The 13601-nt window shown below is 72.3% G+C and carries 12 protein-coding genes and 1 pseudogene; 7 read left to right on the plus strand and 6 right to left on the minus strand.

What is annotated here, in order from left to right; genetic code table 11:
• The first annotated feature begins 88 nt into the window (after nucleotides 1-88).
• Entirely contained in the window at nucleotides 89-1414 is a 1326-nt protein-coding gene (gene nhaA, locus KXC43_RS21340; protein ID WP_221377879.1) for a Na+/H+ antiporter NhaA, read from the plus strand.
• Between the two features lie 23 nt (nucleotides 1415-1437).
• Here the strand turns inward: nhaA and KXC43_RS21345 are convergent, their stop codons facing one another.
• From KXC43_RS21345 to KXC43_RS21355, 4 genes and pseudogenes are all read right to left on the minus strand, one after another.
• Nucleotides 1438-1824 carry an efflux permease Rv1217c-related protein gene (locus KXC43_RS21345; protein WP_221377880.1) on the minus strand — a complete coding sequence of 129 codons (387 nt, stop codon included), beginning with the start codon at nucleotides 1822-1824 and terminating at the stop codon, nucleotides 1438-1440.
• A gap of 25 nt (nucleotides 1825-1849) precedes the next feature.
• A pseudogene (locus KXC43_RS53670) lies at nucleotides 1850-2314 on the minus strand (efflux permease Rv1217c-related protein); the annotation flags it as partial.
• On the minus strand, nucleotides 2311-3207 hold the full coding sequence (locus KXC43_RS21350) for an ABC transporter ATP-binding protein (protein ID WP_221377881.1): 897 nt from the start codon (nucleotides 3205-3207) through the stop codon (nucleotides 2311-2313). The gene KXC43_RS21350 and the pseudogene KXC43_RS53670, both read right to left, overlap by 4 nt.
• Nucleotides 3208-3317: 110 nt before the next feature.
• Nucleotides 3318-4013, minus strand: a complete 696-nt coding sequence (locus KXC43_RS21355; RefSeq protein ID WP_221377882.1) for a hypothetical protein — start codon at nucleotides 4011-4013, stop codon at nucleotides 3318-3320.
• Between the two features lie 82 nt (nucleotides 4014-4095).
• On the opposite strand from KXC43_RS21355, the gene KXC43_RS21360 reads away from it, so the two are divergent.
• The 4 genes from KXC43_RS21360 (at nucleotide 4096) to KXC43_RS21375 (ending at nucleotide 9420) form a co-directional block, all read left to right on the plus strand.
• Nucleotides 4096-5211: a transporter substrate-binding domain-containing protein gene (locus tag KXC43_RS21360; protein WP_221377883.1), complete on the plus strand. Its 1116-nt coding sequence runs from the start codon at nucleotides 4096-4098 to the stop codon at nucleotides 5209-5211.
• Complete coding sequence (locus KXC43_RS21365) at nucleotides 5208-6236, plus strand: hypothetical protein (protein WP_221377884.1); 1029 nt, start codon at nucleotides 5208-5210, stop codon at nucleotides 6234-6236. Before KXC43_RS21360 ends, KXC43_RS21365 begins: the two co-directional genes overlap by 4 nt.
• Nucleotides 6237-6306: 70 nt before the next feature.
• Nucleotides 6307-7029, plus strand: coding sequence for a PP2C family protein-serine/threonine phosphatase (locus KXC43_RS21370; protein WP_221377885.1), 723 nt, complete (start codon nucleotides 6307-6309; stop codon nucleotides 7027-7029).
• An 81-nt stretch (nucleotides 7030-7110) separates the two neighbouring features.
• On the plus strand, nucleotides 7111-9420 hold the full coding sequence (locus KXC43_RS21375; protein WP_221377886.1) for a putative bifunctional diguanylate cyclase/phosphodiesterase: 2310 nt from the start codon (nucleotides 7111-7113) through the stop codon (nucleotides 9418-9420).
• 61 nt (nucleotides 9421-9481) lie between these two features.
• On the opposite strand, the gene KXC43_RS21380 is transcribed toward KXC43_RS21375, so the two are convergent.
• Entirely contained in the window at nucleotides 9482-9868 is a 387-nt protein-coding gene (locus KXC43_RS21380) for a 6-carboxytetrahydropterin synthase (RefSeq protein ID WP_221377887.1), read from the minus strand.
• A gap of 22 nt (nucleotides 9869-9890) precedes the next feature.
• Nucleotides 9891-12548: an ATP-dependent RNA helicase gene (locus KXC43_RS21385; protein ID WP_221377962.1), complete on the minus strand. Its 2658-nt coding sequence runs from the start codon at nucleotides 12546-12548 to the stop codon at nucleotides 9891-9893.
• Nucleotides 12549-12737: 189 nt separating this feature from the next.
• On the opposite strand from KXC43_RS21385, the gene uraD reads away from it, so the two are divergent.
• Together uraD and uraH are read left to right on the plus strand one after the other, a co-directional pair.
• Complete coding sequence (gene uraD, locus KXC43_RS21390; RefSeq protein ID WP_221377888.1) at nucleotides 12738-13244, plus strand: 2-oxo-4-hydroxy-4-carboxy-5-ureidoimidazoline decarboxylase; 507 nt, start codon at nucleotides 12738-12740, stop codon at nucleotides 13242-13244.
• Nucleotides 13234-13596, plus strand: coding sequence for a hydroxyisourate hydrolase (gene uraH, locus KXC43_RS21395; protein WP_221377889.1), 363 nt, complete (start codon nucleotides 13234-13236; stop codon nucleotides 13594-13596). Before uraD ends, uraH begins: the two co-directional genes overlap by 11 nt.
• Nucleotides 13597-13601 lie beyond the last annotated feature (5 nt).

The raw sequence follows: 13601 nt of genomic DNA on the forward strand, positions 1-13601 counted from the left end.
CGGAAGGTGGCGGCAGGTAGGGTGAGTTTCAGGTGCGCCGGGAAGTCTGGTCGGCAACGTCCGACCCGACCCCGAAAATAGGAGACTCATGACGGCCGCCCCTCCGAACGGCTCTCCCTTGTTCGGCCGTGGCTCGTGGCTCGAGGCCCGCCGCATCGGCGACATTCTCCGCAAGGAGACCATCGGCGGCATCCTGTTGCTCGCAGGCGCCGTCATCGCCCTGATCTGGGCCAACTCCCCCTGGTCATCGGGGTACGAGGCGCTCCGCGCGTTCACGTTCGGGCCGCAGTGGCTGCATCTGAACCTGAGCGTGGCGACGTGGGCCGCCGACGGCCTGCTGGCGATCTTCTTCTTCGTCGCCGGGCTGGAGCTCAAACGTGAGTTCGTGGCCGGTGATCTGCGGGACCCGCGCCGGGCGGCGGTGCCGATCGCGGCCGCGGTCGGCGGGGTGATCACACCCGCGGTGATCTACATGATGTTCAACCTGCAGTCGGGCGCGGGCCGGGGCTGGGCCATCCCGACCGCCACCGACATCGCGTTCGCGCTCGCGGTGCTCGCGGTGATCGGCCGCTGCCTGCCCCACGCGATGCGAACCTTCCTGCTCACCCTGGCCGTCGTCGACGACCTGCTCGCGATCGTCATCATCGCGATCTTCTACACCTCCAGCCTGTCCGTGCTGCCCCTGCTCGGCACGCTCGTCCCGCTGGCCCTGTTCACCGTCCTGGTCCAACGCCGGATCCGCTCCTGGTGGCTGCTGCTGCCGCTGGCCTTCGCCACCTGGACGTTGATGCACGCGTCCGGGATCCACGCCACCGTGGCCGGTGTCCTTCTCGGCTTCGCCGTCCCCGTCGTGCGCAGCCGCCAGGCCGGCGGCCCCGAGGCCGGCCCCGGCCTGGCCGAGCACTTCGAGCACCGCTTCCGGCCACTGTCCGCGGGCGTCGCCGTCCCGATCTTCGCGCTGATGTCGGCCGGCGTCACGATCGGCGGGCTGAGCGGGCTGGGCACCGCGCTGACCGACCCGGTCGCCATCGGCATCATCGCCGGACTGGTCGTGGGCAAGGCGGTCGGCATCACTGCCGCCACCTGGCTCGTCACCCGGTTCACCCGGGCGAAGATGGACTCGGGGTTCGCCTGGATCGACGTGTTCGGCCTGGCCGTGCTGGGCGGCATCGGTTTCACGGTCTCGCTGCTCATCGGGGAGCTGGCCTTCGGCCCCGACAGCGAACGCGACGAGCACGTCAAGGTGGCCGTGCTGGCCGGCTCCCTGATCGCCGCCCTGCTCGCCACGGTCATCCTGCGGGTGCGTAACCGCACCTACCGCCGGATCCACGAGGCCGAGAACATCGACGCGAACCAGGACGACATCCCGGACGTCTATCAGCAGGAGACCACCACCCGCCCCGAACCCGCCTGACGGTCCTCTCGGCCGCGGACGGGTCAGCCTTGCAGGTCGCGTCGCTGGTAGCCCAGTGCTCCCGCCGCGATCAGGACGACGGCGAGGCCGGTCATGGTCAGCGTGGCAGTCCAGTCGGTGGCGGTCAGCGGAACCGCTGCCAGATGAGCGAAGGGTGAGATCTCGCGGAGCCACCCCGGCGCCGCGATGCTGTCGGCGATCACCAGCAAGAGGAAACCGCCGGTGGCGGGCAACCCTCCGACGACTGAGGCTGCCCGGGGCGCCCATCCGGCGGCGAGGGCGGCGGCGCCCAGGCAGAGCAGCACGATCGGCAGGGCGTTCCAGGCCCCGGCCAGCGCGGCGGACAGCCGGAGGTCGCCTCCGGTGGCGGTGATGCCTGTCCACGTGGCGGCAGGCTGCGACCAGACCACCGCGCACGTCGCGGTGGCCGGACACGACGACGGCGGCGACCGGGATCGTCACGGCGGCGGCAAGGTGGCGGGCCACCACCGACCGCAGCCGAAGCCGGCCGGCCAGCAGGACCTCCCACCGGCCGGCCTCCTCCTCACCCCGCGTGATTCGCGTGGTGGCCAGGACCGACCAGGCGGCCAGCAGGACGGCGACGAAGGTGCCGACCCGCCACACGGTGAATCCGCCGGCCTGATCGAGCGCGACCGGCTCACCGAACAAGGTCCGGATCGCGGGGTTGCCGGCGAGTTTCTCGATGCTTCCTGCCGCGGCCGGATCCGCCATGACACCGGCGTAGGTGCCGGCCACCAGCGCCGGCATGAGAGCGCAGAGGCCCAGCACGATCGGACCGCTCCGGCGCAGCAGGCGAAGTGCCAATCGGCTGACCGCGGTACCAGGCGTGGTGACCACACCGGATCGGGAGGCGGTGGCGGGCGTCGTCGCGACAGTCATCGGGGATCCTGCGCGCCGTAGTACTCGAGGAAGATCTCCTCGAGGTTCGGCTCGCGGATTGCCAGGGCCGTGACCTCGGCCGCGGCGAGCGCCCGCAGCGCCGGCGTGGGCGCACCGATCAGCGAGAACCGCACCCGGCCGGCACCGATCAGCTCGACCCCGTCGACACCGGGAACGGCGCCGAGACCCGGTGGTGGTGCGCCGGTGTAGGAGACGGTCACCTCGGCGCGGTGCAGCCCCCGCAGCTGACCGATCGAGGCGATCTCGACGAGCCGGCCGGCCCGCAGGATCGCGACACGATCGCAGACCGCCTCCACCTCGGCCAACTGGTGGGAGCTGAGGAACACGGTCTGCCCGCGCTTCCGGGCCTCAGCGACGGCGGTACGGAACTCCCGCTCCATCAGCGGGTCGAGACCGCTGGTCGGCTCGTCCATGACGAGCAACGGCGCGCGGGTCGCGAACGCCGCTACGAGCGCGATCTTCTGCCTGTTCCCGGTCGAATGGGTGCGGGAAAGCTTGGCGGTGTCCAGCGCGAACCGCTCCACCAACTCGTCGCGGTAGGCCAGGTCGGTGCCGGGGCCGGTGGACGCCTGCAGGTGCAAGATCTCCGCCCCGGTCAGCTGCGGCCACAACGCCACGTCCGCCGGCACGTACGCCAGCAGCCGGTGCGCCGCGGCGACATCCGCCGCGTCGGTGTCGAACACCCAGGCACGGCCCCCGGCCGGGCGAGCCAGACCCAGCAGCATCCGGATGGTGGTCGATTTCCCCGCGCCGTTGGGGCCCAGGAACCCGAACACCTCGCCTGCGGGCACCTGGAAAGACAGGTCGTCGACGGCCGTGACACGACCGTACCTTTTGGTCAGATTGACGGCACGCAGCGCAGAAGCATTCATCGGGAGCCCTTGTCAGCCGACGCGGATATGACCGCCGACCAGACTTCCCGGCACACCTGTGCTCACCGTGCGCCTGCGCTCGCCCGGCAGCAAGGCCCACGACCGGGTGCTCAGCGATGCAGGGCGGTTCGTTCGACTGCGTCGGCGTCGGGGGCCGCCGGGGTGGCGCCGCGCCAGCGCTGACTCCAGCGGTAGGCGAGGGCTCGGGTGGTGTGGATGGCGCCGGTCGGGTACAGGTCGGGGGCTGTGTTGCGGATCGGGTCGAAGGCCAGAGCGGCGTCCGTACGGGCGGGCAGCCGGCCGCCGAAGGTCACCCGGCCGAACGGGCGGTCGTCGGCGAGGAGCACGAGCGAGCCGCCGTCGATCTCAGCCAGGGCGCGGCCCAGAGGCTCGTCGGCGCGGGCGCCCAGATAGATCTTGCGGGTGCTGCCGGTCCGGTAGGCGACGATCGAGCCGTAGAACGTGTCGAACGTGCGGCGTGGAGCGGGCAGGTGCCGGGTGAAGCGGCCCTCGCCGGACGTGGAGAGCAGCAGGTCGATGGGATGGTCGCCGGTCACCCGCACGGCCACTCCACGGATGTCGGCCCGGCCGCCGCGGGTGCCCGCTCCCTTCGAGATCCGGACGACGGCGGAGTGCCGGCCGGGGCGGTCGAGCAGGCCTGCGCCCTCCGTGCGGCCCGTCCCCCAGACGATGAGCTCGCCGGTGAACGAGCGGCCGTCGGGGTGCAGGAAGCGCCGGTGACGGGAGCGGATGACACGGACGCCGACGGCTACGGCGACGACCGCGGCGAGCAGGGGACCCTTCATGGCCGTTCGACTACCCGGAACGGGCGGGTGAAACCCGACAGGGGTGCTCGGCCGTGACATTCATGCGGCACGATAGGCGCCCATGGGTTCCGATCGCAGCGGGGTGGCCGGCCGATTCACGTGGCCGGTGCGGCGGCGTACGCCACCAGGGCCGGAAGGCACGGCGGAAGACATCGCCGTGCAGGATCTGGCCGAGCGCGAGGCCGCCGAGCAGCGATTGCCGCCGCCCGAGCCGGAGCCGCTGATCGAGCCGCCGCGGTTCAACCTGGCCGCGTTCCGGCTGGCCGCGCTGGGGCTGGCCATTGTGCTGGCGCTGGGGCTGGCCATGGTGCGGCTCTTCGTCGGCGGGCCACCGTCCGTGGCCGACCTGCGGGAACAAGCGGGTGTGGAGACGTGGACCGAGCTGCCGATCGGGGTCAAGGACGATCAACCCGGTCTGGCTCTTCGCGGCGCGGACGGGCGCTGGAGCGGCTTCGACATCGACATCGCCTACATGATCGCCGAGGATCTCGGCTTCCGTCGGTCGGAGGTCAAGTTCTATTCGATCGAGAGCGAGGACCGGCCGCGGATGCAGGCGACCAACGCCAAGGGCGAGCGGGTGCCGGTCAAGCTGGTGATCGCCAGCTTCAGCATCACGCCGAAGCGCATCGCGGACGGCGTGCGCTTCTCCGCGCCCTATCTCTACACCGAACAGTCGGTGCTGACGATGCGCGGCGCCCTGCCCCAGGTCTCGTCGATCGCCGACCTGATGGGCAAGCGGGTCTGCTCGATCTCGTCGTCGACGAGCCTCGACGCTCCCAAGAAGGAGGAGGCGGTCGTCGTGCCGCGCAACAGGATCAGCGAGTGCATCGCCGACCTGCGTGAGGGTCGGGTGCAGGCGGTCACGACCGACGCCGCGATCCTGGCCGGCTTCAAGGACAGGTTCCCGGACGACTTCGACCACTGGGACGTCGGACTGGACCCGACCGAGGCGTACGGCGTCAACGCGGGCGAGAACCCGGCGTTGCAGAAGCTGGTCGATCTGACCCTCTACCGCTCGTACACCGATCCGAAGGACGCCCGGTGGGAGGAGGCTTACGACCGCAATCTGCAGTCCGAGGTGGACCAGAACAAGAAGGCGCCGATCGCCGTGGCCGAGCAGCCCCGGGTCGTGCGGCCGGACATCCGGGAGCTGCCCTGGGAGGACGTCTTCGGATGAGCGAGAACAGCATCTACGTCAAGGGTGGGCCGATCCCGGCGCGGCGTCGTCGAGCGCAGCTCAACTACCTGCTCACGATCCTGCCCGCGTTCCCGCTCGTGCTGCTGGTGCTGCGGCTCTGGTATCTGAGCCGGCAGGATCTGCCGACGATGCTGCTGCTGGTGCAGTACATCTCGCCGCTCGGCATGATCAGCGCGCTCTTCATCACGCTGATCTGGAGTGTGCCGGCGGTCGTGCTGGTGCTGCGGCTGCTCGGCAGCGTGCTGCTGGTGAGCGCGCCCGAGGACGCGGGCCGTTCGCTGCTGGCCGTGACCGCGCTGCGCATGCCGGACTGGGTGGTGCTGCTGGCCGCGATGCTGGCCGCGTTGACCTGGCAGCTGCGGTTGCTCCCACTGCTCGGCATGCTCATCGTCGCGATTCTCGGGCTGACCGCCGCGCAGCGTTTCCACACTGAGCGCTGGCTGATGGTGTGGATCACCATCGGCGTACCGGTGCTGGTGGGCGCTCTGATTCTGATCTTCGTTTGGCCGGGCATGGTGCAGGCGTTCCGGATCGGTGAGACGTCGACGGCCCTGCTGCTGGGGCTGCCGCCGCTGTTCGGCCCGTTGCTGACCGGGCCGGTGCCGGCGCGGGCCGCGCGGCTGGTCACGCACTGGCCGGCGGTCGGGGCGGCCCTGCTCGCGCCGCTGGCCATCGGCGTCGTCTTCCTGCGGGCGCCGGTGCTGCCGAACAGCGCCGTCGAGGTCGAGGAGCCGGGCAAACCGACTCACGTTTTACGCGGACAGCTGATCGCCGTCGACGACACCTCGACGACAGTGCTCGAAGATGGTGGACTGGTTAAGTTCATCCCCAATGATCAGGTGCGATCCAAGACTCTCTGCCCCGAACCGGTACGGCCGCCCGACAGCGCTGTCGCGGTCCGCGGGTGGGCGGTGACCGACTCCGCTTTGTCATGGATCGCACCGACACGCCGCGTGACGGAGGTCGATCCACGATGCCTCGGGCGACCACTGAGCCCCAGCTGATGCCCTTTTCCGGCGAAACGCCGCGGACCGCGTGCAGACAGGGTTGCGATGATCTGGGAAGCTGCACGCCATGACCTTGCACCTGCGGTGGGCCGCCGGCACCGATCAAGGACATGTCCGGAGCAACAACGAGGACTGTTACTACGCCGGTGACCGCCTTCTCGTCGTCGCCGACGGCATGGGTGGGATGGCCGCCGGCGACCTCGCGAGCCGGCTCGCCATCGAGGCGATGACGCCGCTCGACGTCCCGATCGACAACGACCACCAGATGGACGCGCTGCACAAGGCGCTCGAGGTCGCGAACGGGCGGATCGCCGAGCAGGTCGAGGCCGACAACTCCCTGCAGGGCATGGGCACCACCCTCACCGCGGTGCTGTTCTCGGGCACCCGCGCCGCCATGGCGCACGTCGGCGACTCGCGCGCCTACCTGCTGCGCGAGGGCCGCCTCAACCAGTTGACCAAGGACGACACGTACGTCCAGATGCTCGTCGACCAGGGGCTCATCCGGCCCGACGAGGCCGCCGGGCACCCGCGACGCTCCGTGGTCACCCGGGTGCTGCAGGGCGAGCCGGTCAGCCCGGCCTACGTGATCGTGGAGCCCGAGGCCGGCGACCGGTGGATGCTGTGCAGCGACGGCCTGACCGCCGTGGTCACCAACGAGACCATCGAGCAGGAGATGCTCGCCGCCGCCGACCCCAAGTCGTGCTGTGAGCGCCTGATCGACCTGGCGTTGCGGGGCGGCGGGCCGGACAACGTGACGGTGATTGTCGCCGATCTGACTTCGGTCGACTGAGCGCTCTTTGCCGCGCCGGGAGCTGCGGTAGGTTACACCGGTCGCGGACCGGGGGGCCCGCGGCTCAACTGGGTGGTGATGATGACGGCGCGACTGTTCGTCACGCTGGCGATCGTCCTGGGAGTGACCGCGGCCGGCGAGCTCATCGAGCCGTCGGGCCGGCGTCTGTACGCGGATCTCACGCAACTGGTCGCGGGGGCGGCCGCGGCGTGGATCTGTTTCGCGGCGGCGCGCAGCCGGGACGGGTTGCAGCGGCGGTGGCGGCTGCTCCTCGGCTTCGGGCTCGCCGGCTGGGCGCTGATCCGGCTGTGGTGGCTGCTGCAGGACGTCATGCTTCCCGATCGGCCGGTCACCATGCTGTCCGACATCGGGTTCTTCCTGCTGCCCGCCTGCCTGGTGGTCGCGTTGCTGCAGGCGCCGTACACCCGGCCCCGTCCGGTGCCGACCTCGGCCCGCCGCGACCAGGTGGCCCTGCTGATCGACAGCGTGCTCATCGCGGGCTCACTGCTCGCGCTGGTCTGGTCGACGGTGCCGCGCGACTGGTTCCACTGGTCCGGGCAACCCACCGGCCTGATCGTGGCCGCCGCCGGCTACGCCATCAGCGACCTGGTGCTGGCCACCATGGTGATGTTGCTGCTGCTCACCCGGCCCGACTCGCGGGTGGCTCGCCGTCCGCTCGCGCTGGGCGGACTGGCCCTGGTCGCGTTCGGCGTCTCGGACACGTTGCGGCTCGTGCACCTGGCCGATGGGCCGCTGTCGCCGTGGCAGTCGGCCGGGCATCTGCTCGGTCCCGCGCTGCTCGCTGTTGCGGCGTTGTCGTCGCGGCCGGCCGACCTGCCCGCGCCCGTCGAGGCGGGGGAGCGCGAGTGGCTGCACCTGCTTCTTCCGTACGTGCCGGTGACCGCGACCGGCGTGATGATCGCGATCAACAGCGGGGCCGGCAAGCCGCTGTCGCCGTTCGAGGCGTACCTGGGCTGGCTCGGTCTCGGCCTGGTCGTGGCCCGTCAGATGTTCACGATCGTCGACAACACCGTGCTGCTCGAGCGGGTCTCCGAGGGGCAGCGGCGGCTGCGCCACCAGGCCTATCACGACCCGCTGACCGGCCTGGCCAACCGGGCCCTGTTCCGCGAGAGGCTGTCCGAGTCGCTCGGCTCGCGACCGGTCGCGGTGCTCTTCGCCGACCTGGACGACTTCAAGCTCATCAACGACAGCTTCGGGCACGCCATGGGCGACCGGGTGCTGCACGCGATCGCCGAACGCATGCAGCGCTGCGTGTCGCCCGACGACCTGGTGGCGCGGCTGGGCGGCGACGAGTTCGCGGTGCTGCTCGACCGGACGCCCGCCGAGGCGGAACCGACCGGCCACCGCATCCTGGCCGCGCTGCGCGAGCCGTTCATGATCGACGGCCACACGGTCGGCGTCGGCGCCAGCATCGGCCTCGTGGTGCCCGAGCCCGGCGAGCCGATGACAGCCGACGCGCTGCTGCGCCGGGCCGACGCCGCGATGTACGCGAGCAAGCGCCGCGGCAAGGGCGCTATGGCCCGCTATGCCGGCACGAACGACGGCGGCCCGAACGCCGACCTGCCACACCTGCTGGCCCAGGCCCTGGCCTCGGGAAACCCCGCCGCGGCCGGTTTCGAGGTCTTCTACCAGCCCATCGTGCGGTTCGCCGACGGCGCGACGGTGGCGGTCGAGGCCCTGGCCCGCTGGACCTCGCCGGTGGCCGGCCCCGTGCACCCCGACGTCTTCGTCTCGGTGGCCGAACGCACGGGCCTGGTGGCCGCGATCGACGACTTCGTGCTGGAACAGGCCTGCACCGACGCCGCCGCCCTGGCCGGTGTCTACGGCCGTCCCATCGACATGCACGTGAACGTCTCGGCCGCCCGCCTGGGCCAGACCGGCCTGGAGGAATCGGTGGTGACCGCCCTGTCCCGCAGCGGCGTCCCCGCCTCCCGCCTGGTCCTGGAGATCACCGAAACCCGCCGCATCCAGGACCTGGCGGCCGCCGCGGCCGTGGTGGAGCGCTTGCGCTCCTACGGCGTACGGATCGCGCTGGACGACTTCGGCAGCGGGTTCAACGCTCTGGCCCAGCTGCACTCGCTGCCGGTCGACATCGTGAAGCTGGACGCCACCCTGACCGACGTCGACATCGCCCCCGACCGGGCCGGCGCCCTGTGCCGGTCGGTGCTGACCATCTGCACCGACCTGAACATCGTCGTGGTCGCCGAGGGCATCGAAACCCCGTCCCGCGCCCACGCGCTGGCCGAGCTCGGCTGCCTGGTGGGCCAGGGTTACCTGTTCGGCCAGCCCGGCCCCCTGCACCGGCTGAAGCCCTCGATGATCCCGGCCCAGCCCGTGCCGCCCTCGTCGGCTGCCCACCTGGCCAACTGACCGTTCCGCCCGTTCACTGCCGCCTCGATGGTGGTTTCAGCGCTGGGAATCGACCGTCGGCTCACGGTCCCGGCGGCCGGTACGTCGTCGTGACGCCGAAGTCGACGTCCCGGATCGCGACGTGGGCCAGCTGTGGCAGCCGCGGCGCGAGGCGGGCGAACAGATGACGGGCCACCAGTTCGAAAGTCGGCCGGAACTCGAACAACTCGGTCCATGGGCGCTCGTCGAGCCCGGAACAGCAGTTCACCACCTCGGCTGTAGCCGCGTCGGTGTCGAAGAACCATCCGCGTTCGGTCAGCTGCTCGTCCTCGAAGGCGACCCCGGCCCGGACGATCACCTCCACCCCGGCGCCCGGCGCGAGCAGTGGCAGTCCTTTCAGCGCGCGAACCGGCGACGGCAGCCCCTGCACAGCCCGGAACCGATGCTCCACCTCGACCAGAAAGCTCATCGCACTCCCATCCCGCGCGGCGTCAACGTGCTCGAGGTTTGGTGCGGCGGGTGGGTTCGGCCGTGGTCGGGTCTTCCGGCCAGGGGTGCCGGGGATAGCGGCCACGCAGTTCGGCGCGCACCTGGGGATAGCCCTGCGCCCAGAAGGACGCCAGGTCGCGGGTGACGGCGACCGGCCGCCCGGCGGGGGAGAGCAGATGCAGCAGGACGGGGATCCGTCCGTCGCCCAGCCGCGGGGCGTCCCGCCACCCGAAGGCCTCCTGCACCTTGACGGCCAGCACCGGCGACTGGGGGTCGGAGTAGTCGACCCGCACCCGCGACCCGCTGGGCACCGGCAGCCGCTCGGGCGCCACCTCGTCGAGCCGACCGGCCACCGACCACGGCAGCAGACGACGGAGCCCCGAGGCCACGTCGATCCGGCCCAGGTCGGCCCGGCGGCGGGCCGAACCGAACTCGAGCCAGTCGTCGGCCCGGTCGAGCAGGGCCTCGTCGGATACATCGGGCCAGGGATCGCCGAGCGCCGCCTGCGCGAAGGCCAGTCGCTCCCGCAGCTCGACAGCGCCGCGCGACCAGGTCAGCAGCCCCAGCCCCTCCCGCCGGAGACCCTCGGCCAGGGCGGCCCGCACCAGTTCCCGATCCGGGTTGGCGAGCCGCCGTTCCACCAGCGTGATCGCGCCGAGCCGCCGCACCGTGCGGGCCACGACGTCACCGTCCACCCACCCGATCTCGGTGGCCTCGGTCAGCAGCGTCGCCGCCGCCTCGGTCGCCGTCGCCTCGTCGAGCGGCACCGCGGCCCGGACGCGCGCCGTCCGTGCCCCCGCCGCCCGGTCGGCCGAAGCGATGGCGAGCCACTCGATACCGGCCAGCCCGCTGCCGCCGGTCAGTTCGGCCGCCGTTCCGCCCGCCATCAGGTAATCCCGGCCGCCCGCCTCGCGAACCCGAGCCACCCGCTCGGGATAGGCCAGCCCGACCACCAGCCCCGCCGCCAGATCGTCCGGCAGATTCCCTGACCCGGCCGTCCCCGCACGCGATCGGCCGCGGTCGGCCCCCGCGCGCGACTGGCGGACGTCGCCCGCGAGAGTGGGCCTTTCGTTGTTCGCCGCTGCGTGAACCTCGTCGTCGCCCGCACCGGCGCGGGCTTTGCCGCCGTCGTTCGACGAGGCGCCCGATTCGGCGTCGGCTGCGGCGTCGGCGACGTCGGGAGTCGTCTCGTCGGCGGGGTTGCGGGTCAGGGCGGCCGACAGGCGGCTCACCTCGCTGCGCCAGGCCGGGTCCCGGCTGCCGCGGGCCCGGCGCCAGGCGGCGGCGAGGTCGTCGGTCAGGGAGCGTTCGTCGTCGAGCAGGGCCACGATCTCGGCCGCCCGGCGCGGCCCGACCAGCGGCGCGCCGTCGAGCAGGGCGCGGGCAAGCCGTGGATGCAGGCCCGCGTCGGCCAGGGCCCGGCCGCGCGGGGTGACCCGGCCGCCGGCGTCGACCGCGCCCAGGTCGCGCAGCGTCGTCACGGCCGCCTGCAGCGCCCCCGGTGGCGGCTGGTCGGGCAGCGACAGCCCGGAGCCGTCGGGATGGCCCCACAGGGCCAGATCGAGCGCGAACCCGGTCAGGTCGGCCGCGGCGATCTCGGGCTCGGGCTGGGCCGGCAGACGGTCGTGCTGGGCGGCGGACCAGCAGCGGTAGACCCGGCCGGGCGCTTCACGGCCGGCCCGGCCCGCGCGCTGGACGGCGGCCGCGCGGGACACCGGGATCGTGGCCAGGGCGCCGAGGCCGCGGGCATGGTCCATACGCGGGACCCGGCTGAGCCCGGCGTCGACCACCGCCCGGACGCCGGGAACCGTCAGGCTGCTCTCGGCGACCGCCGTCGAGAGCACCACCCGGCGCCGCGGACCCGCCCGCAGAGCGGCGTCCTGCACCGCACCGGGCTGGCGCCCGTGCAGCGGGATCACCTCGGCCGCGGCCCCGGACAGGCGGCCCGCGACCGCGTCGATCTCGCGGGCGCCGGGCAGGAAGACGAGCACGTCGCCCTCGCCCTCGGCCAGCGCGCGCCGGGTCGTCGCGGCGACGTGGTCGAGCAGGCGCGGGTCGACGCGCAGGCCGAGCGGCGGCGTGATCGGCCCGGCCGGCGGGGCCCAGATCTCGTCGACCGGGAACAGGGGCGCCGTCGCGGTCACCACCGGGGCGCCGCCCAGCACCTCGGACAGCCGGCCGGCGTCGGCCGTGGCCGAGGTGGCCAGCAGCTGCAGGTCGGGACGCAGGGCGGCCCGCGCCTCGACCAGGAAGGCCAGCGCCAGATCGGTGTCGAGATGGCGCTCGTGACACTCGTCGAGGATCACGGCGGCCGTGCCCGCGAGCTCGGGATCGCGCTGGAGGCGGCGCACGAGGACGCCGGTCGTGACGACCTCGACCCGGGTGCGGCGGGAGACCTGACGATCGCCGCGCACGGTGTAGCCCACCCGCTCGCCGGGGCGCTCGCCCAGCAGCGACGCCATGCGCCGGGCCGCGGCCCGGGCGGCCAGGCGGCGGGGCTCGGCCACGACCACGCGCCCGGGCAGGGCGAGCGGCACCAGCGTCGTCTTGCCCGTGCCGGGCGGCGCCACCAGCACCGCCGCGCCCCCGCCGGACAACGCGGCCCGGACCCGGGGCAGCACCTCGCGGATCGGAAGGTCGGGCAGGGCGTCGTCGGCGATCAGCACGGGACCATCCTGGCCTACCGGTCCGACAATTTCGCCGGACCGGCCCGGCGCCTGTGGACAACGCCGGACTGTGGACAACGGGAAACTGTCGGGCCGGCGTGGCAGGGTGGGCGGAACACAAAGTGCACGACGGAGTCCCGGCCCGGCTGCTTGACTGATCGACAGAAACAGGAAGGGGTGCCGATGGACGCGGTCGAGGTGTTCAACTCGCTGCCCGCCGCCCGTCTCGAGCACGATCTGCAGGCGTGCTGCGCCGCGCCCGCCTGGGGCGCCGCGATCACCGCGAAACGGCCTTACGAGTCGCGCGCCGACCTGCTGGCCGCGGCCGATGCCGCTGCCCGCGCCCTGAGCTGGGCCGAGGTGCTGGCCGGCCTGTCCGCCCACCCGCGGATAGGCGAGCGCGCCGCCGGCGAGTCGCAAGAGGCCGCGTGGTCCCGCCGTGAGCAGTCCGCCGCCGCCCGGAGCGCTGACGAGGCCACCCGGGCCGCGCTGATCGAGGCCAATCGGGCGTACGAGGAAAAGTTCGGCCACGTCTTTCTGATCTTCGCGAGCGGGCGCACGCAGGACGAGATCCTCGCCGCCGCGCGGGAACGTCTGACCCATGACGAGACGACCGAGCGTGCGATCGTCGCCGACCAGTTGCGCCTGATCGCGTTGCTGCGACTCGAACGGGTGCTCGATGCCCTCTGACGACGGCACGGCCCCCGAGTTCCACGCCAAGATCTCGACGCACATCCTCGACACGGTGAGCGGCGAGCCCGCCCGCGATGTTTATGTGCGGTTGGAGCGACGCGACTCGCAGGGGTGGGGGACGATCGCCGAGGGGCGTACGGACGACGACGGCCGGCTGCGCTACCGGGTGCCGCTGCACGAGTGGCAGGCGGGCGGCTATCGGCTGTCCTTCTACGTCGAGCCCTACCTGGGCGCCGACTGCTTCTTCCCGGAGATCACGGTCGCCTTCCACGTCCGCGACCCCGAGCGGCACTACCACGTGCCGCTGCTGCTCAGCCGCTACGGATACACGACCTATCGAGGGAGCTGAACGCG

This window comes from Paractinoplanes polyasparticus, assembly GCF_019710575.1.
In the GTDB taxonomy this organism is placed as follows: Bacteria; Actinomycetota; Actinomycetes; order Mycobacteriales; family Micromonosporaceae; genus Actinoplanes; species Actinoplanes polyasparticus.

Coding starts and splice junctions, on each gene's coding strand:
- nhaA (WP_221377879.1), top strand. CDS start 89: ATGACGGCCGCCCCTCCGAACGGCTCTCCCTTGTTCGGCCGTGGCTCG.
- KXC43_RS21350 (WP_221377881.1), bottom strand. CDS start 3,207: ATGAATGCTTCTGCGCTGCGTGCCGTCAATCTGACCAAAAGGTACGGT.
- KXC43_RS21355 (WP_221377882.1), bottom strand. CDS start 4,013: ATGAAGGGTCCCCTGCTCGCCGCGGTCGTCGCCGTAGCCGTCGGCGTC.
- KXC43_RS21360 (WP_221377883.1), top strand. CDS start 4,096: ATGGGTTCCGATCGCAGCGGGGTGGCCGGCCGATTCACGTGGCCGGTG.
- KXC43_RS21365 (WP_221377884.1), top strand. CDS start 5,208: ATGAGCGAGAACAGCATCTACGTCAAGGGTGGGCCGATCCCGGCGCGG.
- KXC43_RS21370 (WP_221377885.1), top strand. CDS start 6,307: ATGACCTTGCACCTGCGGTGGGCCGCCGGCACCGATCAAGGACATGTC.
- KXC43_RS21375 (WP_221377886.1), top strand. CDS start 7,111: ATGACGGCGCGACTGTTCGTCACGCTGGCGATCGTCCTGGGAGTGACC.
- KXC43_RS21380 (WP_221377887.1), bottom strand. CDS start 9,868: ATGAGCTTTCTGGTCGAGGTGGAGCATCGGTTCCGGGCTGTGCAGGGG.
- uraD (WP_221377888.1), top strand. CDS start 12,738: ATGGACGCGGTCGAGGTGTTCAACTCGCTGCCCGCCGCCCGTCTCGAG.
- uraH (WP_221377889.1), top strand. CDS start 13,234: ATGCCCTCTGACGACGGCACGGCCCCCGAGTTCCACGCCAAGATCTCG.